This is a genomic window from Zhongshania sp., assembly GCF_041584495.1.
Classification (GTDB): domain Bacteria; phylum Pseudomonadota; class Gammaproteobacteria; order Pseudomonadales; family Spongiibacteraceae; genus Spongiibacter.
This window is the reverse complement of sequence record NZ_JBFHDY010000001.1, coordinates 66,941-92,837: the sequence shown is the minus strand read 5'-3', so window position 1 is coordinate 92,837 and position 25,897 is coordinate 66,941. Positions and strand designations below refer to the sequence as shown.

General features: G+C 54.0%; 22 protein-coding genes. 16 read left to right on the top strand and 6 right to left on the bottom strand.

The features are described from left to right. Nucleotides 1-96: 96 nt before the first annotated feature. Nucleotides 97-1,257 (bottom strand): iron-containing alcohol dehydrogenase, encoded by a 1,161-nt coding sequence (locus tag ABYP33_RS00410; RefSeq protein WP_373086995.1) that lies wholly within the window; start codon nucleotides 1,255-1,257, stop codon nucleotides 97-99. 225 nt (nucleotides 1,258-1,482) lie between these two features. Here ABYP33_RS00410 and ABYP33_RS00405 point away from each other — a divergent pair, with 225 nt between their 5' ends. From ABYP33_RS00405 to ABYP33_RS00330, 16 genes are all read left to right on the top strand, one after another. Then, the gene (locus ABYP33_RS00405) at nucleotides 1,483-3,879 is read left to right on the top strand and encodes a TonB-dependent receptor (protein WP_373086993.1); all 2,397 of its coding nucleotides are present in this window, start codon (nucleotides 1,483-1,485) and stop codon (nucleotides 3,877-3,879) included. Nucleotides 3,880-3,994: 115 nt separating this feature from the next. Further along, entirely contained in the window at nucleotides 3,995-5,557 is a 1,563-nt protein-coding gene (locus ABYP33_RS00400; protein ID WP_373086990.1) for a hydantoinase B/oxoprolinase family protein, read from the top strand. A gap of 325 nt (nucleotides 5,558-5,882) precedes the next feature. Next, on the top strand, nucleotides 5,883-6,215 hold the full coding sequence (grxD, locus tag ABYP33_RS00395; protein ID WP_373086987.1) for a Grx4 family monothiol glutaredoxin: 333 nt from the start codon (nucleotides 5,883-5,885) through the stop codon (nucleotides 6,213-6,215). A gap of 214 nt (nucleotides 6,216-6,429) precedes the next feature. After that, entirely contained in the window at nucleotides 6,430-7,647 is a 1,218-nt protein-coding gene (locus ABYP33_RS00390) for a porin (RefSeq protein ID WP_373086985.1), read from the top strand. Between the two features lie 2 nt (nucleotides 7,648-7,649). Continuing rightward, on the top strand, nucleotides 7,650-8,261 hold the full coding sequence (locus ABYP33_RS00385; RefSeq protein ID WP_373086983.1) for an FMN-binding protein: 612 nt from the start codon (nucleotides 7,650-7,652) through the stop codon (nucleotides 8,259-8,261). 3 nt (nucleotides 8,262-8,264) lie between these two features. Continuing rightward, nucleotides 8,265-9,032 carry a PepSY domain-containing protein gene (locus ABYP33_RS00380; protein ID WP_373086981.1) on the top strand — a complete coding sequence of 256 codons (768 nt, stop codon included), beginning with the start codon at nucleotides 8,265-8,267 and terminating at the stop codon, nucleotides 9,030-9,032. A gap of 111 nt (nucleotides 9,033-9,143) precedes the next feature. Further along, nucleotides 9,144-9,602 (top strand): hotdog fold domain-containing protein, encoded by a 459-nt coding sequence (locus tag ABYP33_RS00375; protein WP_373086979.1) that lies wholly within the window; start codon nucleotides 9,144-9,146, stop codon nucleotides 9,600-9,602. A gap of 383 nt (nucleotides 9,603-9,985) precedes the next feature. Beyond that, nucleotides 9,986-10,702, top strand: coding sequence for a hypothetical protein (locus ABYP33_RS00370; RefSeq protein WP_373086976.1), 717 nt, complete (start codon nucleotides 9,986-9,988; stop codon nucleotides 10,700-10,702). Nucleotides 10,703-10,712: 10 nt separating this feature from the next. Next, nucleotides 10,713-12,083, top strand: a complete 1,371-nt coding sequence (locus ABYP33_RS00365; protein WP_373086974.1) for a uracil-xanthine permease family protein — start codon at nucleotides 10,713-10,715, stop codon at nucleotides 12,081-12,083. Nucleotides 12,084-12,258: 175 nt separating this feature from the next. Beyond that, nucleotides 12,259-12,921: a TetR/AcrR family transcriptional regulator gene (locus tag ABYP33_RS00360; RefSeq protein WP_373086972.1), complete on the top strand. Its 663-nt coding sequence runs from the start codon at nucleotides 12,259-12,261 to the stop codon at nucleotides 12,919-12,921. 435 nt (nucleotides 12,922-13,356) lie between these two features. Further along, nucleotides 13,357-14,976: an ABC transporter ATP-binding protein gene (locus tag ABYP33_RS00355; RefSeq protein WP_373086969.1), complete on the top strand. Its 1,620-nt coding sequence runs from the start codon at nucleotides 13,357-13,359 to the stop codon at nucleotides 14,974-14,976. Then, nucleotides 14,970-16,058 (top strand): ABC transporter permease, encoded by a 1,089-nt coding sequence (locus tag ABYP33_RS00350; RefSeq protein ID WP_373086967.1) that lies wholly within the window; start codon nucleotides 14,970-14,972, stop codon nucleotides 16,056-16,058. The genes ABYP33_RS00355 and ABYP33_RS00350 overlap by 7 nt, the downstream gene beginning before the upstream one ends. Before the next feature lie 12 nt (nucleotides 16,059-16,070). Continuing rightward, nucleotides 16,071-16,997, top strand: coding sequence for an ABC transporter permease (locus ABYP33_RS00345; RefSeq protein ID WP_373086965.1), 927 nt, complete (start codon nucleotides 16,071-16,073; stop codon nucleotides 16,995-16,997). A gap of 9 nt (nucleotides 16,998-17,006) precedes the next feature. After that, on the top strand, nucleotides 17,007-18,353 hold the full coding sequence (locus tag ABYP33_RS00340; RefSeq protein ID WP_373086963.1) for an 8-oxoguanine deaminase: 1,347 nt from the start codon (nucleotides 17,007-17,009) through the stop codon (nucleotides 18,351-18,353). 227 nt (nucleotides 18,354-18,580) lie between these two features. Next, a complete protein-coding gene (locus ABYP33_RS00335) occupies nucleotides 18,581-19,669 on the top strand; it encodes a BMP family ABC transporter substrate-binding protein (protein ID WP_373086961.1) in 1,089 nt (362 codons plus the stop codon). Between the two features lie 171 nt (nucleotides 19,670-19,840). Then, nucleotides 19,841-20,788 carry an isopenicillin N synthase family dioxygenase gene (locus ABYP33_RS00330; protein WP_373086958.1) on the top strand — a complete coding sequence of 316 codons (948 nt, stop codon included), beginning with the start codon at nucleotides 19,841-19,843 and terminating at the stop codon, nucleotides 20,786-20,788. 14 nt (nucleotides 20,789-20,802) lie between these two features. Here the strand turns inward: ABYP33_RS00330 and ade are convergent, their stop codons facing one another. From ade to uraH, 5 genes are read right to left on the bottom strand one after another with little or no spacing between them, the layout of a single operon-like run. Continuing rightward, a complete protein-coding gene (gene ade / locus ABYP33_RS00325; RefSeq protein ID WP_373086956.1) occupies nucleotides 20,803-22,518 on the bottom strand; it encodes an adenine deaminase in 1,716 nt (571 codons plus the stop codon). Between the two features lie 26 nt (nucleotides 22,519-22,544). Then, on the bottom strand, nucleotides 22,545-23,735 hold the full coding sequence (locus ABYP33_RS00320) for a urate hydroxylase PuuD (protein WP_373086953.1): 1,191 nt from the start codon (nucleotides 23,733-23,735) through the stop codon (nucleotides 22,545-22,547). Next, nucleotides 23,732-25,045, bottom strand: coding sequence for a guanine deaminase (gene guaD / locus ABYP33_RS00315; RefSeq protein ID WP_373086951.1), 1,314 nt, complete (start codon nucleotides 25,043-25,045; stop codon nucleotides 23,732-23,734). The genes ABYP33_RS00320 and guaD overlap by 4 nt, the downstream gene beginning before the upstream one ends. After that, nucleotides 25,042-25,545: an ureidoglycolate lyase gene (locus tag ABYP33_RS00310; RefSeq protein ID WP_373086948.1), complete on the bottom strand. Its 504-nt coding sequence runs from the start codon at nucleotides 25,543-25,545 to the stop codon at nucleotides 25,042-25,044. The genes guaD and ABYP33_RS00310 overlap by 4 nt, the downstream gene beginning before the upstream one ends. Then, on the bottom strand, nucleotides 25,546-25,887 hold the full coding sequence (gene uraH, locus ABYP33_RS00305) for a hydroxyisourate hydrolase (RefSeq protein ID WP_373086946.1): 342 nt from the start codon (nucleotides 25,885-25,887) through the stop codon (nucleotides 25,546-25,548). Nucleotides 25,888-25,897 lie beyond the last annotated feature (10 nt).

Genomic DNA, 25,897 nt, shown 5'->3' with positions numbered 1-25,897 from the left:
ACGCAAAAAGGCAGCCAGCGCTGCCTAGTCAGACCCTCAATAATATAAGGAATGCGCAGGGATTTCTAGGCCTGCGGCGGGTAAAGGCGTGATGAATTAATTGCCCCACACTTTTTGGTAGAGATCTTTAATCTCTGCGGCACTGGGGATACGTGGATTATTATTGGGAGAGCCGGAATCCAGCGCCTGCTGGGTCATTAATTCTAGCGACTGCTGCCATGCGTGTGCGTCTATTCCAAACTCGCCGGGACTGGGGACCTTGAGGTCGCTGCAGAGCAAACGCAGGCCCGCGACGAGTTTCTGGTTGGCGGTGGTGTCACTGTCTCTCAGCTCGGCCATGCCCATGGCCCGGGCGCAGTCGGCGTAGCGGGTAGGGGCGCCGCTGATCGACCATGCGGTTACATCTGCTAATAACATGGCATTACTCAGACCGTGGGGTACATGGTAAAGCGCGCCAATCGGACGGCTCATGCCGTGAATCAGGGTGACCGATGAGTTTGAAAAAGCGATACCGCCCTGGGTTGCCGCCAGCATCATGGCTTCCCGCGCTTCGCGGTTGTCGGGCTGTTGGCAGGCGGTGCGAATATGGGTGTTGATGGCCGTCATCGCCGCTAGGGCAATGGTATCGGTAAGTGCGTTGGCCTTTTTGCTCACGTAGGCCTCCAGTGCATGGCAGAGGCTGTCGAGGCCGGTGTCAGCGGTTAAGCGCCAGGGCATACTCAGGGTCAATTCAAAATCGACCAGCGCGGCAATGGGCATTAGGCCGAGGCCCATGCACAGCATTTTTTCTTGGCTGTCGGTGTCGGTGATGACGGCGGCGCGGGTGGCTTCTGAGCCGGTGCCTGCGGTGGTCGGTATGGCGATAACGGGCAGGCCATCATCTATTGAATTAGGCACTTTGTAGTGGCGCATCGGCTGGTCGCGGTGGGCCATAACGGCGATAGCTTTGGCGGTGTCTATCGAGCTGCCACCACCTAATGCGACCACGCAGTCATATTCACCTTGGCGTAATACTGCAAGGCCAGCGGTAACCGCAGCGCTGGTTGGGTCGGGAACAACGCCGGTAAACCGGCTGTGGCTAAAACCTTTTTCGCTGAGTTGGGTTTCGAGCGTGTCCAGCCAGCCAAGACCGACGATAAACGCGTCGGTGACTAAGAGCGGTTGCTTAAGGTTCAGCTTGTCGAGTACCTCGGGCAGTAGGCGGCTGGCACCCGCGCCAATGCGCAGTATTCGGGGCAGGTTAATATTAGCGGTCATAAAAGATTCCTATTTATTCTGCGAGTCATTTAATCCCGAGTTGCTTGGAAACACAAATCCAGTGTTGACGGTGAATACTTTTTCGCGCTAAATGAGTGCGTTTTGCTATTGCTCTGCTATACCAAGAGGGAGTCAATTCGTATTGATCATTGATATCGGCTCTGAGTGCTTAATTAGCACGGCAATTTACCCAATAAGAAACACATTAAGTACGGGGATAACAATATGATAAATAAACGACGCTCTGGGCATGCCTTTATTGGCGTATCTGTGGCGATGGGGCTCGCCGCTGGCGCGCCGTTAAGCCATGCAGAATCAACGCGCATGATTGAAGAGGTGTTGGTGACGGCGCGTAAGCAGTCCGAGACTTTGCAGGACGTGCCGTTTTCTGTGGCCGCGATGACCGAGGGAAAATTACAGCAGAGTGGCGCAACCGATTTGGAGTCGATGGCGAATAATGTCGCTGGTATATCCATACAAAATTTAGGTCCCGGTCAGAGTCAGGTTGCTATTCGCGGCATTTCTGCCGGGCAAATTGTTCGCGACCAGCCCGGTGTGAAAGAGCAGGTTGGGGTCTACATGGATGAATCGGTGATCTCTATGTCACTGTTTACGCCGGACTTGGATTTTTACGATATGAATCGCGTAGAAGTGTTGCGCGGACCGCAGGGAACCTTGTTTGGTTCGGGTTCCTTGTCTGGGACAATCCGCTATATCACCCAGCAGCCGAACTTTGATGGCGTCAGCGGTTCGATTCAGGGCGACGCAGAAACGATTAGCCATGGCAGCGATGGCGGTAGTGTGAAAGCCCATTTAAACGTGCCCTTGAATGACAGGGTCGCCCTGCGGATGGTGCGCTATTATCAGGAGTTTGGTGGATTTATTGACGCCGTGCAGCCAGGCGGCAGCGTTAATGAAGATGTGAACGAGGGCGTGCGCGAGGGCGGACGACTGGCGGTGTTGTTTCAGCCAAGTGATGCCTTAAGCATTACCCCGAAGGTGGTGTTCCAAAAAATTGATATGGACGGCTTCAACCGTGAAGACGACTACCATCTGTTAGCCAACCCCTATACCACCACTCGCCCGGCAATTACCTTGGGTGATTATGAGCAGTACACTCAGTTAGAAGAGCGTTTTGAGGACGATTTTGCGCTGTTCGACCTTACCGTGAATTATGATTTTAACGATCAGTTGAGCTTGACCTCGGTCAGCTCATACACCGACCGCGATGTGTTGGTGGTTAGGGACGCAACCGCACTGAACTCCAGTATTACTGGTGGTTCCTACGGCGAGGCCCCGTCAGTCTATTTGCTGGATGCGCCGCTGTACGACCGGACGTCGGCAGAGGTGCTTACCCAAGAATTGCGGTTGAGCGGTTTCGATGGCCCGATGCAGTGGGTAGCGGGGGTGTTTTATAGTGAAGTGGAGCGGCATTACAGCCAGTCGTTGTTTGTTGATGGTTTTGAGGCGAGTAATCCTCAGCACCCCGACCTCTCGGGTTCAACAGCAGGACAGCGGGCGAGTACGGATGAACTCTATTACTCTGATATTCCCTATCAATTGGATCAATATGCGATCTTTGGTGAAGTGTCTTATGACCTAACTGATAAAACCATGTTGGTGGTGGGCGCGCGTTATTTTGATTATGAAGAAACCCGCGTGCTTAGCTTTGACGGGATCTATACCGCGGCGATTATCGACGACCGCAGTGTGGTGAGTTCTAACGGGGTCTCGCCGCGGGTTATTGTGCGCCATGCCTTGAACGACGATGTCATGTTAAATGCTCAGGTGTCCCAGGGCTTTCGCTTAGGTGGCAATAACGACCCCCTTAACGTGCCACTGTGTAGCTCAAGCAATAATGATGAGCAAATTTACGGCAACAACCGGGACTTTGACGACGAAACTGTCACTAACTATGAAGTTGGCGCAAAAACCAATTTCATGGGCGGCGCGGGTACCTTTAATGTGTCGGCTTTTCATGCCCAAATCAAGGATCTGCAAGTTACCGTCGATGCCGGTTCGTGTTCCTCGCGTTTAATTTACAACGCTGATGAAGCCCACAGTAGTGGCGTTGAGATGGAGCTGTTCATGCGGCCGCTGAGCAATTTGGAGTTTGGCATGTCAGCGAGCTTTGTGGAGGCTGAGCTGGACTCCGATGTGGAATCAGAGGGTTCAGTGTTGGCGGTTGTGGGCGGTCAAGATGGCGATGATTTGCCGACTGCACCGGGCTTTGAGCTCGCGGCGTCGGTGACCTATTACTTCCCCGTTTTTAATCGCTGGGAGGGTTTTGCCAATGCGACCTATCAAAATGTGGGTGAGCGCTATACCAAGATCTCTGACCAAAATAATAATGGTCAGGGCGTGGCGACCTTGTATCCCAATGTAGGTGGTCCGCTAACTCAGGCGACTTATGGCTATGATCGCGAAATGGACAGCTACGAAATTGTGAACCTGCGCTTGGGTGTTCGCAACGACAACTGGGACACGGCACTGTTTGTACGTAATGCGACCAATGAGAGAGCGGAGCTGTCTATTGATACCGAACGCGGCGGTAATGCGCGGGTTGGTCATCATGTTAATCAACCGCGTACCATTGGCCTGAGTGCGCGCTATAGTTTCTAATACCACTGTTTGCCATTTATGTTGACGGCCCTTCGGGGCCGTTTTCGTTTGTGCGTGATTGGTATGTTCGCGAATATTCGTGATAATGACGTTTTTACCGCGCTGGACACCCATCATGGCTGCATCACCTCCCAAGCTTGATCCCGTTAAACTCGGTTTGTTTGTTAGCCGCATGGAGTCGGTGTGCGAGGAAATGGGCGCGGTGCTGCAACGCACGGCGTTCTCGCCAAATATCAAAGATCGCCTCGATTTTTCCTGCGCCATATTCGATGCCAAAGGTCATTTGTGTGCCCAAGCGGCGCATATTCCAGTCCATCTTGGCAGCATGGCTTACGCCATGGCAGATATTGTCGATGCCTGCGAGTGGCAGCAGGGCGATATGGTGGTAGTGAATGATCCCTTTCTTGGCGGCACGCATTTACCCGATGTTACTGTAATTGCGCCGTGCTTTGACGCCAGCGGTGCCTTGCTGGCTTTTGTTGCTAATCGTGCCCATCATGCCGATATCGGTGCGTCGGCGCCGGGCTCCATGCCCTTATCCAAAACCTTGGACGAAGAGGGTGTGGTGATTCCGCCCACCGTATTGGTTCGCGCCGGAATATTAGCTAAAAATTTGCTAGATGACTGGTTTGGCGAAGGGCAGCACGGCGATTTTATTGCGCAAGTTAGCGCTAATCGCACGGGTTTGCAGCGTTTAAATGAAGTCATTACTGGCTTAGCCGTGCCCTTCGGCGTGGCGGTAAATCAGTTGCAAGACTACGCCGAAGTTATTGCTCGGCGGCGTTTGGCCGAATTGCCCCGTGGCAGCTTTGCATTTACCGATTACATGGATGACGACGGCTTTGGCCATTTGCAGCTGCCTATAGCGGTAACAATTGATTTAAGTGTCAAAGGCGTGGTGGTCGACTTCAGCGGCACGGCGTTGCAGGTTGAAGGCAATATCAATTGTCCGCTGTCGGTCGTTGCCGCCGCAGTGTATTACGTGTTTCGCTGTTTAATGCCCGATGAAGTGCCGGTTTGCGCGGGCTTATTTCGGGCCATTCGTATAAGTGCGCCGCTGGGTTGTCTGCTTAATGCTCAGCGGCCAGCGGCAGTGGCGGCGGGCAATGTTGAAACGTCAATGCGCATAAGCGATGCGGTATTGGGCGCACTGGCGCAAGCTGCCCCCGATCTCATTCCCGCGGCCAGTCAGGGCACCATGAATAATGTGGCTATGGGGGGGCGCGGCGCCGGGGGCGACTGGGACTATTACGAAACCATCGCCGGTGGTATGGGCGGCCACGCCAGTGGCGCAGGGCTGAGCGCGGTGCAAAGCCATATGACCAACACCCTGAATACACCGGTAGAGAGTTTGGAAATGCACTACCCCCTGCGAGTGCGACGTTATGAATTACGCCACGATTCCGGTGGCTCAGGTCAATATTGCGGCGGCGAAGGACTAATTCGCGAGTTTGAATTTTTAACGCCCACCCAGTTCACCCTGCTCACCGAACGCCGCCGACTTGCTCCTTGGGGTTTGGCGGGTGGCGGCGACGGTGCGGTCGGCAAAAACAGCTTTAATGGCCAAGAGTTGCCCGCCAAGGTCAGCATGAGTGCTGTAGCCGGTGATGTACTGCGAATAGAGACCCCCGGCGGGGGAGGCTGGGGTGGGTTGGGGCGTCTGACGTCGGAAGTCTGATGTCTGACGAAGCCATATTACGTGGCGCGGCTAAACGCTGGACGGGAGATGTGAAACGCTAAAATCAACGACAGATGGCCTTAGTGAATTAGCGCATGCAGAACCGAATTTAGCATCCATTGGCTTGGCTGATTTTGGCTTTTGCGTCCGGCGCCAGGCGCCAGACTTCCGACCGTTCCTAGCGTCTCCCGTCTCCCGTCCAGCATTCAGGGGTTGTCGGGCCATTACTTTTGCCCGCGGAATTGCTAGAATGGCGCGAATTCTTTCCGATAAGTGCCTCGCGTCAATCAGGTCTTATCACTGTTATCAAACAAGTAGGTGGTCCATGGACACAATTGAAGCAATCAAGCAGCAGATTTCAGCTAACCCTATTATTCTTTATATGAAAGGTTCGCCTAACCAGCCTCAGTGCGGATTCTCTGCGCGGGCGTCGCAGGCGCTTATGGAGTGCGGCGAGCGTTTTGCCTTTGTGGATATTCTGTCTAACCCTGATATCCGCGCAAAAATGCCCGAGTTTGCGAATTGGCCGACGTTTCCACAGCTGTGGGTTGCTGGCGAGTTGGTTGGCGGCTGCGATATTATTTGTGAAATGCATGAAAGCGGCGAACTGAAAACCTTGGTCCAGGAAACGGCTGCAGCCGCCCCTAGCGCTGAATAAATCTCGTTGTAGATTGTTTTATGTAAAGCCCGATGATTTTGTCATCGGGCTTTTTTTATGTCTGCAGGGATAAATAGTAATGGGAATGCTTTGCATTTAGATTGCGACTTGCTATGCTTTGCCGCGTTTTGCAATGATGCCATTGATATTTGGCGTTTATCTTAAAAATAAGCGGGCCGTGAGATTCCGCGTTACTGAGACTGGAGAGTTTTCAATGAAGAAGACCGTATTAGCCGCGGCCATTGCGGGGCTGCCCTTTGCTGCCTATGCCGAGACTGCACCGAGCAACGCCGAAATGTGGCAAATTATCAAACAGCAGCAGCGCGAAATTGAACGTTTGACCGCCGAGCAAAGGCAAGCAGACAGCAAAATTAATGCAACAGCCGATGCGGTAGAAAAAACAGCAACCGTTGCCGATTGGGCTAATCGCACTACCATTGGCGGTTATGGCGAGCATCACTTTAACCACTTTAAAGACAAAGATGACAAGGTTGATGCTCACCGCTTTGTTCTTTTTGTTGGTCATCAGTTCAGCGATACCGTGCGGTTTTTCTCGGAAGTAGAGCTTGAACATGGCCTTTCAGTAGATACGAGCTGCAATGGCGTGACGGCTGTTGATGGCCAAAAATTAGATTGTGGCAGTACTGGGCCTGGCGAAGTAGAGCTAGAGCAAGCCTACATTGCGTGGGACTTCACCCAAGGCCATACGCTGACTATGGGGCAATTCTTGGTGCCGGTGGGCATCATCAATGAAACCCACGAGCCAGATACTTTCTATGGGGTTGAGCGCAATAACGTCGAAAAAGAAATTCTGCCTGCTACGTGGTGGGAAACTGGTGTCATGGTCAGCGGCGAAATTCTGCCTGGCCTTCGCTACAACGCGGCGCTGCACAGCGGCTTAAAAATTGACCCTACTGGCAACGGCGCTATCCGTGGCGGTCGTCAAAAGTCGGCCAAGGCAACTGCAGAAGACCTGGCTTACACCGGTCGCTTGGTCTTTAACGGCATCAGTGGTTTAGAGCTGGCGGCGACCTATCAGCACCAGCAAGATGTTACCCAGGGCGCGGGTGATGACGGCGAGGCCGATTTAATTGAGTTGCAGGCTCGCTACCAGTGGCAGAATCTGACGCTGACTGCGCTTGCCGCCGAGTGGGATATTAACGGTACTAGCTTTGTTGCCAATGGCAGTGATAAGCAGGAAGGTCAGTATGTTGAGGCCTCTTACAAACTCACCCCCGCGGTTGGCGTATTTGTGCGTCAAGGCGAATGGGATAACCGCGCAAATAGTGGCGCTGATACTGAGATTGAGCAAATCGATGTGGGTGTTAACTATTGGCTGACCAAAAGCGTGGTTATTAAGGCCGACGTGTCTGAGCAAGACGGCGCGAAAGATGACGACTCAATCAACCTAGGTTTAGGCTGGAGCTTCTGATATTGGCCATTAGCCACTATAAAATGCCAAAACGACGCAGCGGGCTTATGCCCGCTGCTGTCATTTTTGGCGTGCTCTTAGTTTTACAGTGTATGGCGACACCGTTGGTACAGGCGGCCAGTGCCGGACAGTATTTAACGGTGGACGAATTTTTCGGCTTGGGTTTTGGTGATGACGCCGAGCCGGAGTCTAAGGTGTTTTGGTTAACGCCGGCGTTGAAGGCGCGAATAAAGGCGATTCGCGGTAAAGACTTCCCCTTGTTGCGGGTGCGTTATTGGCAACTGGGTTCGAGGACCGCGTGGATATTGGAAGAAATCGGCAAGGAGATGCCGATTACCATTGGCGTTGTCGTTGATTCGGGCGGCGCGAGACCAAGTGTGGCGCGAGTTGAGATTCTGGCCTTTCGCGAGAGTCGGGGGTGGGAGGTTCGGCACAGCTTTTTTACTGAGCAGTTTCGGGGTGCAGAGCTCGCTGAACGCGATGTATTAAGCCAGCATGTCGATGGTATCACCGGCGCTACTTTATCGGTTAGGGCGGTAAAACAAGTCACACTTATTGCATTACTCCTTGCAGATGCGGTACAAGCTTCAGCTGACATTAGCGCAGCGGAATAAGTAGTGAGCCCTTATCGTATTTTTAGAATGTTGTTATTGCGTTGGCATCGCCGTATTGGTGTGGTGGCAGCGCTTTTTGTTGTAGTGTTGGTTGTCACTGGCATTGCCATTAATCACAGCGACGACTGGGGGCTCGATAAAAAGCCTTTAAAACAAGGGTGGCTATTAAAGCACTACGGCATTCCCTCGCCGGTTCTGCGCAGCTTTCCTTTAAATAAACCCCTTAACAGCGGTGCTTGGTTGAGTCAGCTTGGTGATGGTCTCTATCTGGCGGAAACTCAAATTGGCAGTTGTGATAGCCCGTTATTAGGAGTGGTGGTGTTGCCAGACACGATTGCCGTGTTATGTGCTGGACGCCTACAGCTTTTTACTCCTGCGGGCGAGAAGCTCGACGATATTAGCGAGTCGCTGGGTTTGCCTCGCGGTGCGGAGGCCTTGGCGCTGGATGGTGAGGCAGTATTGCTGCGCACTCCCGCTGGCGTGATTGCTTTTGACCCCCGCAGCTTTATGTTTTCAGCCATGAGTGTTGAGGGCGTGGCTTGGGCCGCGCCAGCGCTGGCGCCGCCCATTATTCAACGCAGTCTTCTAGATCAGTATCGCGGCAGTGGTTTGAGCTGGGAGCGCCTGTTGCTCGATTTACACAGCGGCCGCTTGTTTGGCTCTATTGGCGTCTACATTATGGACTTGGCGGCAATTGCGTTACTTCTTATTGCGTTAAGTGGTGTCTGGGTTTGGGTGAGCAAACCCGGGCGCTGGAAGCGGCCATCGTAAGTCTAAGCAAGCCACCATTGGCCGGCGCAGCGCGGCAGTGCACGCTGGCGGTCAATGGCGATTTTACTCGTTCGTGCTACGGTCTAGCTTGTTATCCTTGGAGTGACCGTAATGAACACAACCCTGAAAATGTGGCGCAAGCTGTCGCCCTATCCCGCCGGTAAATGGACATTTTCCAAGGCGGTTTGTCTTAAAGCGCCGTACTTCGCAACAATTAAACCCTGCTTTGAAGAACTGGACGTTGGTCATGCGGTGGTGCGCATTAAAGAGCACCGGGCCATTCATAACCATATTGGCAGCGTACATGCGATTGCCTTGTGTAACTTGGCAGAGGTCTGCGCTGGCGTGGTGAGTATGGTGTCGCTGCCCGAGGGGATGCGCTGGATTCCTGCTGGTATGACCGTGCGCTACTTAGGTCGCGCCAAAGGTGTGTTGCGGAGTTACGCCACCATGCGTGAGATCGTGCCCGGCGAAAAAGGCTCAGTGCCGGTGATTGTCGAGGTGAAGAACGAAGCGGGCGAGGTGGTGTTTGATGCCGAGATCGCGATTCACGTGTCGCCAGCAAAATAGGCCGGGCGGCGGTCGACCGTTGTCCGCCGCAAAAAAAACGCATCTCTAACGTGTTCAGTTCCTGCCCCAAAACAGCACGACTCTGCGCAGTTTATGCCCGTTGATATCCCTCAGCCACGGTTTGCAACTTATCGGCGTTGGCCGAGCAGGTGATCTCGTAGGGCTGTTCGCCGTCTTGAATAAGCAGTATTAATCCACGCTATGTCATTGTTAAAAAATAAAATATCCCCGCAAATTTACAGCTAGTTTACGCTGCCAGAATACAAAACCTGTCCAACTGGCCAGCTTTGTGCATGCGCTGAAATAACCTGATCAGGTAGACAGGTTTTTCTGGGCGTGAATCCCAGCCTTGATATTTGAACTATTAACGAGGGGAAGCAACAATGTGTATCAAGTCATTTTTTATCGCCCTATGTGGTGCAGTGTGTTTGTCCTCCACGGCATCCGCTGAACAGCTTTGGAGCAATTTCAGTCTAAGTTACCTCAACGGTAGTGATTATGAAGTGGGGGACAATCAACGTGAGGTACTGACTGTAGAGCACGCCAGTGGTCATAGTTGGGGTGACACTTTTTTCTTCATGGATCATCTCACTTACTCCGACGAAACCGTGAGTAATTACTTTGAACTTTCACCGCGCTTGAGTTTGTCGTCCTTATTTGGCAGCGCGTTTAGCGCGGGGCCCTTGAAGGGCATACTCATTGCTACCACCTGGGAGGGTGGTGACAGTTTCAACAACTATCTTTATGGCGTCGGCTTTTCCTTTAACGTGCCGGGTTTTAAGTATTTTGATATTAATTTGTATCAGGCCAGCAATGATCTATGGGACAACGATGAGCAGCTGACTGTTACTTGGGGGCTGCCATTTGACATTGCTGGGGCAGGGTTTCTCTACGATGGCTTCCTTGATTACTCCACGTCCAGCGACACGAATGAAGCGGAAACTAATTTCACCTCGCAGCTGAAGTGGAATGCAGGAAAACTATTAGGCACTAAAGCGCCCGTGTATATCGGAATTGAATACGCCTACTGGACCAATAAGTTTGGGATTGACGGCGTTGACGAGGAAAATCTCTGCTTTCTATTGAAAGCCCACTTCTAGAGGACCGCTCATGGCTATTGAAGATACGGCGCCATCGGAGCTGATTTACGCTTTAGATGATAAGCCTAAAATTGTTACAGCCAGTTTTGCCGCCGTTCAGCATGTACTGGCCAGTTTCGTTGGCATTATTACACCGACGCTTATTATTGGTGGCGTGCTTGGTCTTGGGGCATATGTGCCCTACCTAATCAGTATGGCTTTGATAGTGTCGGGTGTTGGTACTTTCATTCAAGCGCGTCGCCCCTTTGAGGTTATTGGCACGGGAATGATTTGTGTGCAGGGCACCAGCTTTGCTTTTTTAGGCGCGGTGCTCACCGCTGGCTTTATCGCCAAGGCGAAAGGCGGCGGCCCAGAGGAAATCCTATCGCTGATTTTTAGTATCTGCTTTTTAGGAGCATTTGTCGAAATTATACTCAGTCAGTTTATGCATCGACTTACTCGAATCATCACGCCGCTGGTCACTGGTATTGTTATTACCATTATTGGTGTGAGTCTGATTAAAGTGGGTATGACAGACTTAGCGGGTGGATTTAAGGCTGACGATTTTGGTGATTTAAGCAATGTGGGTTTAGGCCTCTTGGTGTTGCTAATTATTATTGCCTTGAATGGATCTTCGAACCAGTGGCTGCGCTTGTCTGCAATTGTGGTGGGTTTAGCCATTGGTTTTGTGGTGGCGGGCTTTATGGGACGGCTGGATTTTTCGCATCTTGGGAGTCTGCCTATTGTCAGTATCCCCATTCCGTTTCGCTTTGGTTTTAGTTTCGATTTTGCGGCTTTTTTACCGGTTGCCTTAATTTATGTTATTACCACGATTGAGTCGACTGGGGATATCACGGCAAACTGCCTGATCTCTAAGCAGGCGATCAGTGGCGACACCTACCTAAAGCGTATCAAGGGCGGTGTGCTCGGCGACGGCATTAACTCGGCGCTGGCGGCGATGTTCAATACCTTTCCCAATACCACTTTTAGTCAGAACAACGGTGTGATTCAGCTTACTGGCATTGCCAGTCGTCATGTCGGTATGTACATCGCGGGCATACTCATTTTACTTGGTGTGTTCCCAGTCATCGGCGGGGTCTTGCAGCAAATTCCTAAGCCCGTATTGGGCGGCGCTACCCTAGTAATGTTTGGCACCGTGGCGGCGGCAGGGGTAAGGATATTGGCCAGCGAGGATCTGGATCGCCGTAAAATGTTAATTATGGCGGTGGCATTTGGGGTGGGTTTGGGAGTCAGTATGGTGCCGGGGGTGTTCGACGCGGCGCCTAAATGGGTTGGCAATGTCTTTGGTTCACCGGTAACCACTGGTGGACTTGCGGCGATCATACTTAGCTTGATCTTGCCCGGGGCGCGTCACGAGGCGGTCAGCGGTCACACCGCGTAAACAAGGAACGGAGCACTTCAGCGCGATTGCAGTGAACGCGGGTAGTCGAGGTGTTGTCTTGGCTGAAAAAGTTGATTGCAGTGGATATGCAGTATGACCTTAACTCAAGACAACACTGGGGTATAATGGTTGGCGGGCAACCCCGCTGAACCTAAACCATAATGAAGAGCCTGTTATGCTGTTGGACATTGTATCGCACCGTAATGACAAACCTGCTGGGCGTATCCGTCAGCACAATGAGCAGCTGATCCTGTCTGCCGCCGAGGAAGAGTTTGCCAAAAATGGGTTCAAGGGTGCGACAATGAACAATATCGCTGAACGCGCAGGTTTGCCAAAATCCAATATCCACTATTACTTTAAAAATAAACTGCAACTCTATGCGGAAGTCCTAAGCAATATTATCGACCTTTGGGACGGTGCCCTGAACGAACTTGATGCCAATGAAACACCGGCGACGGCTCTGCGTGCCTATATCGCGACCAAGATGCATTTTGCCCAAGAGTATCCCTTGGCCTCAAGAGTCTTTGCCAAGGAAATTTTATCTGGCGCACCGCGACTAAATGATTATTTTAATGACGAATACCAAGATTGGTTTGAACGCAAAACTGAGGTATTTCGTTTGTGGGCGGCACAGGGGAAAATTGACCCTATTGAACCCGCGTATATTATTTTTCTCATTTGGAGCGCCACCCAGCACTACTCCGATTTTGATGTTCAGATTACCTCTGCAATGGGGATTAAAAAACTGGGTAAAGCGGAGTTTGCGGCGGCTACCGAGGCTTTGTCGCGGGTGATTATCCGTGGCATAGGCGCTGAGGATGTTGTAGCCGTGACCTAGACGGCTAGTGCTCCAATAGCTGTAATAGCGGAATTGATAATTAATAAATAGTGCCAAATTAGTGCGCTACAATGTTTTGTGCTTTTTTGTGGTGCCACTTAACTCCCCTTGTCCTATGTCGCTATAGATTGTTACTGATAGCGTGACTGGCTGCGGTCATTAAAAGCGCGTGGCGATAGCGTGCTTTCCCTCCTTAATTTATTGTTTTAAAAGGAAAATTCTGTCTTTATTGGTCGTGTTGCGGCGGCTGTTTCCCCCTTTGTAGTGTCGCTTACAAGCATAAAACCTGTCTGGGTGGACAGGTTATTGCATGCAAGACAACAGGCAAGCTGTCAGTGTGCTATCGGCGACTGCGCTTGCTTTTCAGGGAGCGCGCTGGCAGTGGGCTCACACGCAACACTGGGCAATTCCGTCGGGTGTCAATAGGGGGATGCGATGAGCACAGCGCAGTATATAGACAGGCATTTGCCGGCTAATGGGGACGAGTTATTGCAATTCCCTTCGCGGTTGGCGCTTCGGGGGATCAGCAAGCAATATCCTGGCTGCTTGGCTAATGACAGCATTGACCTCGATATCCCACCGGGGGAGATACATGCTTTGCTGGGGGAGAATGGCGCAGGTAAAAGCACGCTGATGAAAGTGATCTACGGCTTGGTTAAACCTGATGCCGGTGAAATTTATTGGCGTGGGAAATCGGTGCGTATTAGCGACCCCAGCCATGCCCGTAGATTAGGCATTGGCATGGTATTTCAGCATTTTTCCCTATTTGAAACCCTCACGGTCACTCAGAATATCGCTTTAGCACTGGGCACCCCTGCTAAGGAAATGCGGGCACTGGGGGAACGGATCAGCAACGTGTCGGCAAGATATGGTATGAGATTGAATCCTGATCGCCTGGTGCACACCTTGTCTATCGGTGAGCGCCAGCGGGTGGAAATTGTGCGCTGTTTGGTACAAGACATTCACTTGCTGATTTTGGATGAGCCGACTTCGGTGCTTACGCCCCAAGAGGTGAATACTTTGTTTGTCACGCTGCGTCAGCTCGCCACTGAGGGCTGCAGTATTCTGTTTATTAGCCACAAGCTGCACGAGGTCAGAGCACTGTGCCAGAAGGCCACGGTATTGCGGGCCGGGCGGGTGTCTGGCGCTTGTGTGCTAGGGGTGGAAACCACCTCATCAATTGCGCGGATGATGGTGGGCGACAGTACACCGATTTCAACCACTTACACTAAAGTGCGTGCCGAAACGCCGTTCCTCTCGGTGGTGGGGCTCAATAAAGCCACTCATGACCCCTTTGGCACGACCCTGAAAAACCTTGCCTTTGAGGTGCGTCGCGGTGAGATTCTCGGCATTGCCGGTGTTGCTGGCAATGGGCAGGAGGAGTTGCTGGCCGCGCTCAGTGGCGAGGAACCGGTGAAAAACGGCGACAGTATTTGCCTGCCAGATGCAGCCATAGGTCATCTGCCCCCCGATGCGCGCCGCCGTATGGGGGTGGCTTTTGTACCGGAAGAGCGTCTGGGCCGAGGTGCCGTGCCGGATATGAATCTGCGCGAAAATGGCTTGCTCACGGGTTTTATGCAGGGCTTAGTTCGGCGGGGCATGGTTCAGTCAGAGAAGGTTGTGACGTTTGCCGATCAGATTATTACCCGCTTTAAGGTTAAGGCTGCGGGTAGTCACAGCGAGGCGCGCAGCTTGTCTGGGGGCAACCTACAAAAATTTATTATTGGCCGCGAGGTTCTGCAAAACCCTAAGCTGCTGATTACTGCCCACCCCACCTGGGGGGTTGATATCGGCGCGGCGGTGGCTATTCACGAGGCTTTGATTGGTCTGCGAGATCAGGGGGCATCTATTCTGGTGGTGTCGGAGGATATTGACGAATTATTTCAGATATCCGATCGCATTTGCGCGATTTTTGATGGCCGTATGTCGCCCCAGAAAGCCACCGCAGAGACCACCATCGAAGAGGTGGGGCGCTGGATGGCTGGCGATTTTGACTATGGCGAGGACGCAGGCAGCGCAGCGTCGCAAGTATCAAAGGAGATTCAGCCATGCTGATTATGGAGCGCCGACCTGAACCCTCGCGCTGGATGTCGTACCTGTCGCCAGTACTGGCGGGTTTGCTAACGCTGCTTACCGGCGCACTGGTGTTCAGTCTCTTGGGGCAGCCGCCACTGCATGCGCTTAAAACATTTCTGATTACGCCGATTGCCGATGCCTATGGCCTGGCAGAACTTTGCGTTAAGGCGGCACCGATACTGCTCTGTGCCTTAGGCCTGGCGGTGGCTTATCGCGCCAATGTTTGGAATATTGGCGCTGAGGGGCAATTGTTGATGGGTGGTTTGGCGGGCAGCGCGCTGGCGGTGCAGTTTACCGACAGTGATAGCGCGTGGCTGCTACCGGCGGTATTGCTCTGCGGCATATTGGCGGGCATGGTGTGGGCGGGGCTGGCGGCACTATTGAAAACCCGCTTTAACACCAATGAAATTCTTACCACCATTATGCTCAACTATATTGCGTTTAATCTGCTGCAGTATTTTGTCCACGGCCCTCTCAAAGATCCCCATGGCTATAATTTCCCGGAATCCGCGGTTTTTGCCGACGCCGCGCGCCTGCCTATTTTGGTGGATGCAACGCGGGTCCATCAGGGAACTGTTATTGCACTGTTTGTCGGCGCTGCCGTCTGGCTGCTGATGGGCCGCAGTTTTCTCGGTTTTCAGATCCGCGTATTGGGGCGCGACAGCCGCGCGGCGCGCATGGCCGGTTTTAGCGAAAAACATCTGATTTGGTTGGTATTTCTGATTAGCGGTGGTTTGGCTGGACTGGCGGGGGTGGCCGAAGTGGCGGGCCCCATCGGTCAATTAGTGCCCAATATTTCACCGGGTTACGGCTACGCTGCCATTATTGTTGCTTTTCTTGGTCGTCTCCACCCGGTGGGGGTGTTACTGGCTAGCTTGCTGATGGCGCTACTGTTTATGGGCGGTGAAATGCTGCAAATAGAACTGAATTTGCCGCTGGCGTTAACGGGAATGTTCCAAGGCATGCTGCTCTTTTACTTATTGGCCTGTGATGCCCTGATTGTATATCGCCTGCGCTGGCACAGAAAACTGCCGGTGCCGGCCACTGTTGTTACGTCCTGAGGGAGAATATCTGTGGATAGCGATCTTATTTACAATGTGTTGCAGGCCGCGGTGCGCACGGGTACGCCGCTGTTGTTGGTGGCCTTGGGTGAAACCGTCTGTGAAAAAAGCGGTGTGCTCAATTTGGGCCAAGAAGGTATGTTGCTGGTGGGGGCTGTCGCTGGTTTCATCACCACGTTATTAACCGGAAATTTACTGCTGGGCTTTCTCTGCGCCATTTTGGCCGGGGTGCTGATGTCGATGTTATTCGCCGTGCTGAGCTTGCATCTCAATGCTAACCAATACGCCAGCGGTTTGGCGCTGACTATCTTTGGTACTGGCCTATCGGCGTTTATCGGCGCCAATTACGTAGGCAGGCCGGTGACCGGTCTTGAGCCTATTGTTATTCCCATACTCAGTGAGATTCCGCTGATCGGTGGCGCCTTGTTCCGCCAAGACTTTGTTGTCTATTTGTCTTTTGCAATGACCGGTTTACTGTTCTGGTTTTTTAAGGCATCGCGTATGGGGCTGATTGTTAAAGCGGTGGGCGAGAGCCCCGACTCTGCCAACGCCATTGGCTTGCCGGTGCTGCGCACTCGCTATTTGGCGGTGACTTTTGGTGGCGCCATGGCAGGCTTAGCTGGCGGCTATCTGTCCTTGGCTTACACGCCGCTGTGGGCGGAAAATATGAGTGCGGGGCGGGGCTGGATTGCCCTCGCACTGGTGGTGTTTGCCAGTTGGCGTATTGAACGAGTCATGCTGGGGGCCTATTTGTTCGGGCTGGCCAGCATTCTGCATCTCGTTGCACAAGGCCTTGGTTTGGCTTTTTCGCCCAGTTTGCTGGCCATGTTGCCCTATATTGCCACCATCGTGGTGCTGGTGCTGTTGTCGAGTAACCCGACCCGTAACCGCCTTTATGCGCCAGTCTCGCTGGGTCAGCCGTTTTATAAATCCTCATAGGGGTGGCGTGTGACTCGTTTGTGGATAAAGCAGCCCTTGGCCATACTAAGCGAAGGCGAAGCCAGTGACGGCTTGGTTATTGAAGAGGGCCGCATTATTGAAATGCTGGGCGCAGGGCAGGCGCCGCTTACGCCCTGTGATGAGGTCTTTGATGCCCGTGAACACGTCGTGGTGCCAGGCTTGGTGAATTGCCACCATCATTTTTATCAGACCTTGACGAGGGCGGTACCGGCGGCGCTAAACAAAGAATTATTCCCTTGGCTGCAAACGCTGTATCCCATTTGGTCAGGGCTTAGCGAGGAGATGATCGAGGTGTCCAGCAGCTTAGCGCTGGCAGAGCTATTGGCGTCGGGCTGCACTACCGCCGTCGATCATCACTATGTCTTTTCCGATGCCCTCGCCCAGGCTATTGATGTTCAAGTAGCGGTGGCGCAGCGCCTAGGTATTCGGGTTACCTTGACACGTGGTTCGATGTCGCTGGGACAGGACGATGGTGGCCTGCCGCCGCAGTCGGTGGTACAGAGCGAGGCGCAGATCATCGACGATAGTCTGCGGCTCATACAACACTACCATGACGCTGGCGCTGGCGCGATGACCCGGATTGCGCTGGCGCCTTGTTCGCCGTTCTCCGTTAGTCGCGAGATCATGCGCGAAAGCGCGGTTCTCGCCGAACAGTACGGTGTTGGTCTGCATACCCATTTGGCCGAGACACTGGACGAAGAGGCGTTTTGCCTACAGCAGTTTGGCATGCGCACGGTGGATTATTTGGCCTCGGTCGGTTGGTTAAAAAAGGGAAGTTGGCTGGCTCACGGCATTCATTTTGACGACGCTGAAGTGCAGCGCTTGGGTGCGGCCGGCGTTGGTATTTGCCATTGCCCCTCGTCCAATATGGTGTTGGCATCGGGCATCTGTCGAAGCTTAGAGTTGGAAGCCGCGGGCTGTCCGTTAGGCTTGGGGGTGGACGGTTCCGCTTCGAATGACGGCTCCAATATGATCAGTGAAGTGCGCCAAGCCATGTTGTTGCAGCGCTTGCGCTACGGGGCGGCTCGGGTTAGCCATTTTGATGCCTGGCGCTGGGCTACCGCGGGAGGCGCGGCGGTGTTGGGGCGGGAGGATATTGGTGCCATTGCCGTGGGCAAGCAAGCTGACTTGGCCTTGTTCAAACTCGATGAAATGCGGTTTTCTGGCAGCCATGATCCCTTGGCGGCGCTGCTGCTGTGCGGTGCCCAGCGGGCAGATCGAGTGCTGGTGGCCGGCGAGTGGCGGGTGATTGATGGCGCTATTTTGGGTCTGGATTTGCCGCGATTGCTGCATAAACACGGTCGCCTAGCGCGTCGTTTGCTTGCTGCAAGCTAGTAAGTCTTGGTTTGTTGGCTGCCTTTTCGCGCACGGCGGCAGCAGTGCTGCATCAGTTTGGCGCAGGGTATTTTTAGCTGCAGAATAAGTTGTTTTCTAGGGTCTTGAAAAGTAATGATTATTTTAAAAGCTGTCAAGTTGGTCAGGTTTTTGCTATTAAAAACCTGATCGACTGGACAGGTATTCGAATCTGCATTATTAACACTGCGAGTTGGAGCACAGAACAGATGAATTATTCGAGGATAAAAACTTGGCTACTGGCGACAGCGGCGATCTTAGTGTGTGGCTTTACTGGGCTTTCTGCCCATGCTGACGAGCCCTTTAAAGTGGCCTTTGTCTATGTAGGCCCGATTGGTGACCATGGCTGGAGCTATCAGCACGATCAGAGTCGGGTTGCTCTAGAGGAACATTTTGGCGACAAGGTGAAAACCACCTACGTGGAAAATGTTCCCGAAGGCGCAGATGCCGAGCGGGTGATCCGCAATTTGGCCAAATCTGGTAACAAGGTGATTTTTACCACCTCTTTTGGCTTTATGAACCCCACTGCCAAAGTGGCCAAAATGTTTCCCAAAACCGTGTTTTTACACGCCACCGGCTATAAGTTGGGCAAAAATTTAGGCACGTATTTGTCGCGCACCTATGAAGGTCGCTATATCGCCGGTTATGTAGCTTCGCAGGTAACCAAAACCAACAAAATCGGCTATATCGCATCTTTCCCTATCCCTGAAGTGATACGCGATATTAATGCGGTGCAGCTGGCACTGAGTAAATATAATCCTGAAGCGGAGTTAAAAGTAGTGTGGGTGAATACTTGGTTTGACCCAGGTAAAGAAGCCGATGCTGCCAATGCTATGATGGATCAGGGCGTGGATGTCATTCTTCAGCACACCGACAGCCCCGCTGCAATGCAGGCAGCGGAGCGCCGAGGTAAATACGCCGTCGGTCAAGCCTCTGATATGTCTCATTTTGGGCCCAATGCCCATTTGATGTCGGTTATCGACGACTGGAGCTGGTACACCATTCACACTGTGCAGAGTGTGATGGAGGGTAACTGGAAATCTGAGGATTTTTGGGGTGGTATGAAAGAAGATATGATCTTGGTACCCAGTTTCGGTCCCGCTGTGCCTGAGGCAGTCGCCGCCCATGCGAATGAGTTGATTACCACCATAAAGGACGGTTCCTTTAGCCCCTTTACCGGGCCAATTAAGGACCAGTCCGGCGAGATAACCGTGCCTGCGGGCGAGGTGATGGCTGATAAGGATCTAGCGGGCATGAATTATTATGTTGAAGGGGTGGAGGGCAGTATTCCCCATTAACGCTTTCCTGAACGGGGCTGGGCGCAGTGCTGAATGCTTGACTTTACTCGGCGGCTGCCGCCCGCTCGGTTTTAGGTGTTCGTTTAATCATATTGTGGTGTTTCGCTGCTTGAGTGATGAACATCGCAGATGATTTAGCAAAATGCACAGAAAGGAGTAGCTCAAAACGCCATGCAAGAAATACCACTTGTTTCCATTGCTGGCCTCGTCGACGGGAGCTCTGAGCGGCGTCAGCAGATTGCTGATCAAATAGGGCGCGCCTGTCGCGAGGTCGGCTTTTTTTACATCAGCGATCATGGCCTGCCCACGGCCATGATGACCCAATTATTTGAGGAGGCACGGCGTTTTTTTGCGCTAACTGTGGCGGAAAAACAACAGCTCTCTATTAAGCGCTCACCCCATAACCGCGGTTATATCGGCTTGGCAGATGAAAGGCTCAACCCCGAGGCGGGTGCAGATATGAAAGAGGCCTTTAATATTGGTGTCGATCTTGCCGAAGACCACCCCGACGTATTGGCGGGCAAGGCGTTTCGGGGCAGTAATTTTTGGCCAGCACTGCCGGGCTGGCGAGGGCTTATGTTGGATTACTTTGCGGCTTGTCTTGCACTCGGGCGCACCGTGCATTGCGGCCTCAGTCTCGACCTCGGCTTGCCTGAACAGTTTTTTGAACAGCACCTCGACAACCCTATTGCCACCCTGCGGTTATTGCACTATCCCGCTTCTGCTGGCCAGGTCAGGCGGCGAGATGGTGGCGCGGGTGCCCACACGGACTATGGCAATATTACTCTATTGGCCACCGATGGGGTGTCGGGTTTAGAGGTGTTAACTCGGCAGGGTGAGTGGATTGACGCGCCCAGTATTCCCGGTGCTTTTATTTGCAATATAGGCGACTGTTTAATGCGCTGGAGCAATGATACATATGTCTCGACAGCCCATCGCGTTAGGCCACCCGAGCGCGAACGCTATTCCATCGCATTTTTTCTTGAGGTTAACCCCGATTCCCAGATTGACCCGCAGCATATTTTCCCGGATCAGCCGCCTAAATACCCGCCGGTGAGCTGCGCCGATTATCTGCGCGGGCGTCTGGATGCCACCTATGATCACCGTCAGCAGCCGTGATGAGAGTGGCTGTTTCAGCCGGTGTTCAGCAGGCAAAAATTATCCACATCAACCAGGCCTTGGTCGGTAATTTTTAGGTGGGGTATCACCGGTAGTGCCAGAAAGGCCAGCTGCAAAAACGGCTCGGGCAGACTACAACCCAGCGCCTGCACCGCATCGCGCAGCGCGGCTAGCTGTTGATGGACGGTTTCATAGGGCGCCAGACTCATCAACCCAGCTACTGGCAGGGGCAATTCCTCTATTATTTGACCGTCTAAAGCAATGGCAAAGCCGCCGCCGATGTCAATTAGACGGTTGACGGCCACGGCCATATCGTCGTCTTGGCTGCCCAGCACGCAAAGATTGTGGCTGTCGTGGCCTACCGATGAGGCTAGGGCGCCGCGCAGTAGGCCAAAGCCCTGTACAAAGCCGCGACCGATATCCCCAGAGTGACCGTGGCGCTCCAGGACACAAACTTTGAGAATGTCCCGACGAGTGTCGGCCTGATAGTAGCCGTCACGAATCTGTGGTGGCAGGCGGCGGTGATCGGTGACAATACTGCCCGCATTAACGCCAATTACCGCGATAGTGCTGTCGCCCGTGGTGGCGGGCATCAGGAAGTCCCGTGGCCTAACGATGGCGCGCTTGACGCTGTTTAGGCCCACTGGGTCGATGGTTTGGCGCTGGGCAAATAGCTCAGGGCTGACTAGTCTTCCCGCCGAGACAACGCTGTGAACTTCGCAGCATCGGTAGTCGGAGAGCAAGACCAAATCCGCGCGTTTGCCCGGTGCCACTAGACCGCGGTCGCGCAGGCCGAAGGCGCGGGCTGCCGACCACGTGGCAGCGCGGTAGGCGTCCCCCTCGGCAATGCCCAGCGCAATAGCGCGGCGAATCAGGTAGTCGAGATGGCCCTGTTCGGCGATATCCAGTGGATTGCGGTCGTCGGTGCAAAAGGCCATGGCGTTGGATGTGCGGGCATCTAATAAAGGAGCCAGCGCGGCGAGATCCTTAGACACGGTACCCTCGCGAATTAATACATGCATACCCTTGCTCAGCTTCTCGCGGGCCTCCTCGGCGGAGGTGGTTTCGTGGCAGGTACAAATACCGCAGGCCAGATACGCATTGAGATTTTTGCCCCGCACCAAGGGCGCGTGGCCGTCGATATGCCAGCCCTGAAACGCCGCGAGCTTGTCTAATACTTGGGGGTCTTTGGCCAGTAGGCCGGGGTAATTCATAAACTCGGCGAGGCCAATCACGCTGGGGTGATCTCGCAGCGCCACTAGGTCGGCGGCGCTAAGGCGGGCACCGGCGGTTTCCAGCTCGGTGGTGGGCACGCAGGACGACAGCTGAACGCGCAGATCCAGGCAGCTCTGCTCGGCGCAGCGCATAAAATACTGAATGCCCTCGCTGCCCAGTACATTGGCAATTTCGTGGGGGTCGCAAATTGCGGTGGTGGTGCCGCGGGGGAGCACGCAGCGGTCAAATTCCAATGGTGTTACCAAACTGGATTCGCAGTGCACATGGGTGTCGATAAAGCCCGGTACCACCGTCAGGTCGCTGCCGTCGATCTCTTTTACGCCGTGGTAGGACTCCTGAGTGCCGACAATGCGGTCGCCGCAGATGGCAATATCGCCGTGGAACAATTTACCGCTGATCACCTCTAGAAAACGAGTGTTGCGAATGACCAGGTCGGCGGGTGTTCTGCCTAGGGCTTGGTCGATAATTCGCGCGATATGCTGAGCGTTGGCCATGCTATTTTCTCACGTGTACTTTTTGTTTACGGCGTTGCTTGCTGTAGCCACTGGCCGAGGGTCGCCCGTTCTGCGTCGCTCATCTCGGTTTTGTTCATAAAGGGCATGTCGCGACTGTTAATGGCGCGGGCCCGAATACGCGGCGCCCATTGCCGAATTTCGGCGAGAGTGTCGAGCATGACCCCGGCGGGGGCAACAGTAAACATCTCATCGTGGGGCGCGGCGCTGTGACAGCTGCTACAGTGCTGCTGCACAATGCTCAGCGCCTGTTGGTCGCTGACCAGCGCTTGATCTGCATCCACGGCGGGCAGCGGCGCGGGTGCCATCGCCCACGCTAATAAAATTACGGCGATGGCCGCGCTGACCAGAATGCTGGGCCGAACAACACCCTTGTGCCTGAGGTTGAAAAAGTGTCTGGTCCACGCGCCAATCAGCAGAATGGCCAGTAGCACCGCCCATGCGTGGGGATGGCCGTAGGTCATGGGGTAGTGGTTGCTGATCATCAGGAACAGCACGGGCAGGGTAAGGTAGTTATTGTGTACTGAGCGCAGCTTGCTGGCCTTGGCGTGTTTGGGGGCTGGCGGCCGGCCTGCGGCCACGGCGGCGACGAGGGCGCGCTGCCCAGGCATGATCACAAAAAACACATTGGCGGCCATGCAGCTGCCAATTAATGCGCCAATGTGCAGGTAGGCGGCGCGGGCGCTGAAGATCTGGCCCAGCCCCCAGCTGAGGCCGGTGATAAAGGCGAGCAGCACTCCGGCCAGCAGCCAGCTATTGTTGGCCAGCGGGCTTTTACAGAGAAGGTGGTAGATCAGCCAGCCACCAATGAGGGTTGTCAGGCTGATGGCAATGGCCTGCCAAGGCTGTAAGACCAGCTTGCTATTGTCAATGAGATAGCTGTTGGCGCCGACATAGAACATGAGGCTTAACAGCAGGAAACCGCTGATCCAAGTGCTGTAGGCCTCCCATTTAAACCAGTGCAGATGGGTGGGCATTTCCGGGGGCGCCAGCTGGTATTTGCCCACTTCGTAAAAGCCGCCGGCGTGGATGGACGACAACTGGCCGGCGAGGCCCTTTTGTTTGTTCTCCGCCGAGGCTTCCTCTAGCGAGTTGTCTAGCCACACAAAGTAGAATGACGCGCCAATCCAGGCGATGCCGGTGATCAGATGTATCCATCTAAGCAGTAGGTTTAACCAGTCCAAGGTGTAGGCGCTCATCGTGTTTCTCCGTCGCGGTGGTGGACACAGCAGCCCATGGCATAACTGCATTCAATGACTCGGTCGTCACCTAGGGTATTGAGCATAAACAGCCGCTCTTTTAATGTTGGGCAATATTGGCTGCGAAACTGCAACAGTGGGGTGGCGTGTAAGTCGAGGACAATGCAATCGGCCTCGTTGCCCGGCAGAAAATTGCCGACGGTGCCCTCTAAGTCTAAGGCTCTAGCACCGCCGAGGGTGGCGTGGTAGAGGGCCTGGAAGGGTTCTAAGGTGGCGCCGCGCAGTTGCTGTATTTTATAGGCTTCGTCCATGGTTTTAAGCATGGAAAAGCTGGTGCCACCACCCACGTCGGTGCCGAGTCCGATGTGTACACCGTGCGCCCGTAGCTGCTCTAGATTGATCAGACCTGAGCCCAGAAAGAGGTTGGAGGTTGGGCAGTGGGCGACGGCCGCGCCGCTTTCGCCCAGCCGCTGGCACTCGCCTGCGCTGAGGTGAATGCCGTGGGCAAAGACGCTGCGGCGACTGAGCAGCCCGGCGCGATCGTAGACGTCGAGGTAGTTTTTCGCCTCGGGAAACAGTGTTGCCACCCACGCCATTTCGTCGCGGTTTTCTGACAAGTGGGTGTGCAGGTAGAGGTCGTCGAACTCCTTGAGCAGGGCGCCGGCGCTCAGCAGTTGCTGCTCGCTGCTGGTGGGGGCGAAACGCGGCGTGACCGCGTATTGCAGGCGATCGACGCCGTGCCAGCGGCGGATTAAGTCTCGGGATTGGCTGAGGCTACTGGCGGCGGTATCGCAGAGCTCAGGTGGGGCGTTGCGATCCATCATTACCTTGCCGGCAATCATCCGCAGCCCCAGTGCTTGGGCCTCATTAAAAAATGCGTCCACCGACTCGGGGTGCACTGTGGCAAATACCAGCGCGGTGGTGGTGCCGTTGCGCAGTAATTCTTTAAGAAAAATACGCGCAATTTGGCTGGCGTATTCAGGGTCGCCAAACTGCATTTCGGTGGGGAAGGTGTAGGTTTGCAGCCAGCTCAGGAGTTGCTTGCCATACGCGGCTATCATCTCGGTTTGGGGGTAGTGAATATGAGTGTCGATAAAGCCTGGAATAATTAAGTGATGTGGGAAATGCTGTAGTGGCAGGTCGGCGGGCAGCTGTGCCAGCAGTCCAGCCGCGTCGCCCACCGTGCGGATATAGCCGTTTTCGATCCACAATATACCGTCATCAAGGCTTTGCCAGGCGGCTTCGCCATGCATTGCTGGGTCATCTAAAAAATGCAGTATTTGGCCGCGTAGCGCCCTAGAATTACTCATGGGAATATCTCCGCTGACGACAGGGTGAAGGGCGTGTGCAGGGCTTGCTCGTCGCAGTTGGGATCCTCGCCGACACGGTCGATCACCAGAAAATCACTGACCGTATTGAGCGCCAAGCTAAAGTGGTGCCAAGTGCCGGTGTGATAATTCACCCCTTGGTCGGGCCGAGCCAGAAATACCCGAATGGCGGTTTCGTCCAGCTCCCCAGCGGGTGCGACTACCAGTAGGTAGGGTTCGCTACCGAGGGGTACAAAGGCCTGGCTAGACAGGGGGTGGCGCTCCAGCTGAGTGATGGTCAGCGGCAGCGGCAGCGGTGTGCTGCGGAAAATACTCACCGCGGCGCGGCCGTTATTGGCGGTCAATTCCAGCGTCGCCAAATCGTGGTAACGCTCGCTGTGGCCGCGATTAATTGGGTAGTGTCGAGCTGCATCAGCGACCGAAATAATATCGCCAAAGGCACGAAAAGCCGCTGAGCTCAGGGGTTCAATGATTTTGTGCATTTAACTGCCTCGGTAGGTCGAATAGCCATAGGGGCTGAGTAACAGTGGGATATGGTAGTGACTGCCGCTGTTGTCGACGACAAAAACGATGTCTACCGAGGGGTAAAAAGCCGCCAGACCACGCGCTTCGAAATAGGCGCCGGTCTCAAAACACAGGCGGTAGCTGCCTGCAGTTAATACCCGCTGTTTGGGCAATAGCATCGGTGCTCGGCCGTCGTCGTTGCTGAGGCCGTGGCCGATTTCCTGCCATTCCCCAGCCTTGAGCTGCTGGAGGCTCAGTTTGACCCCCGCGGCGGGCTGACCCATGGCGGTGTCGAGAATATGGGTGGTGATCTGGCTCATAGTGCTCACC

What these genes read in the sequence shown, in the direction of transcription:
- ABYP33_RS00370 (WP_373086976.1), top strand. Translation starts at nt 9,986, where the DNA reads ATGTGTATCAAGTCATTTTTTATCGCCCTATGTGGTGCAGTGTGTTTG.
- ABYP33_RS00375 (WP_373086979.1), top strand. Translation starts at nt 9,144, where the DNA reads ATGAACACAACCCTGAAAATGTGGCGCAAGCTGTCGCCCTATCCCGCC.
- grxD (WP_373086987.1), top strand. Translation starts at nt 5,883, where the DNA reads ATGGACACAATTGAAGCAATCAAGCAGCAGATTTCAGCTAACCCTATT.
- ABYP33_RS00390 (WP_373086985.1), top strand. Translation starts at nt 6,430, where the DNA reads ATGAAGAAGACCGTATTAGCCGCGGCCATTGCGGGGCTGCCCTTTGCT.
- ABYP33_RS00335 (WP_373086961.1), top strand. Translation starts at nt 18,581, where the DNA reads ATGAATTATTCGAGGATAAAAACTTGGCTACTGGCGACAGCGGCGATC.
- guaD (WP_373086951.1), bottom strand. Translation starts at nt 25,045, where the DNA reads ATGAGTAATTCTAGGGCGCTACGCGGCCAAATACTGCATTTTTTAGAT.
- uraH (WP_373086946.1), bottom strand. Translation starts at nt 25,887, where the DNA reads ATGAGCCAGATCACCACCCATATTCTCGACACCGCCATGGGTCAGCCC.
- ABYP33_RS00320 (WP_373086953.1), bottom strand. Translation starts at nt 23,735, where the DNA reads ATGAGCGCCTACACCTTGGACTGGTTAAACCTACTGCTTAGATGGATA.
- ABYP33_RS00350 (WP_373086967.1), top strand. Translation starts at nt 14,970, where the DNA reads ATGCTGATTATGGAGCGCCGACCTGAACCCTCGCGCTGGATGTCGTAC.
- ABYP33_RS00360 (WP_373086972.1), top strand. Translation starts at nt 12,259, where the DNA reads ATGCTGTTGGACATTGTATCGCACCGTAATGACAAACCTGCTGGGCGT.
- ABYP33_RS00310 (WP_373086948.1), bottom strand. Translation starts at nt 25,545, where the DNA reads ATGCACAAAATCATTGAACCCCTGAGCTCAGCGGCTTTTCGTGCCTTT.
- ABYP33_RS00355 (WP_373086969.1), top strand. Translation starts at nt 13,357, where the DNA reads ATGAGCACAGCGCAGTATATAGACAGGCATTTGCCGGCTAATGGGGAC.
- ABYP33_RS00410 (WP_373086995.1), bottom strand. Translation starts at nt 1,257, where the DNA reads ATGACCGCTAATATTAACCTGCCCCGAATACTGCGCATTGGCGCGGGT.
- ABYP33_RS00400 (WP_373086990.1), top strand. Translation starts at nt 3,995, where the DNA reads ATGGCTGCATCACCTCCCAAGCTTGATCCCGTTAAACTCGGTTTGTTT.
- ABYP33_RS00330 (WP_373086958.1), top strand. Translation starts at nt 19,841, where the DNA reads ATGCAAGAAATACCACTTGTTTCCATTGCTGGCCTCGTCGACGGGAGC.
- ABYP33_RS00405 (WP_373086993.1), top strand. Translation starts at nt 1,483, where the DNA reads ATGATAAATAAACGACGCTCTGGGCATGCCTTTATTGGCGTATCTGTG.
- ABYP33_RS00365 (WP_373086974.1), top strand. Translation starts at nt 10,713, where the DNA reads ATGGCTATTGAAGATACGGCGCCATCGGAGCTGATTTACGCTTTAGAT.
- ade (WP_373086956.1), bottom strand. Translation starts at nt 22,518, where the DNA reads ATGGCCAACGCTCAGCATATCGCGCGAATTATCGACCAAGCCCTAGGC.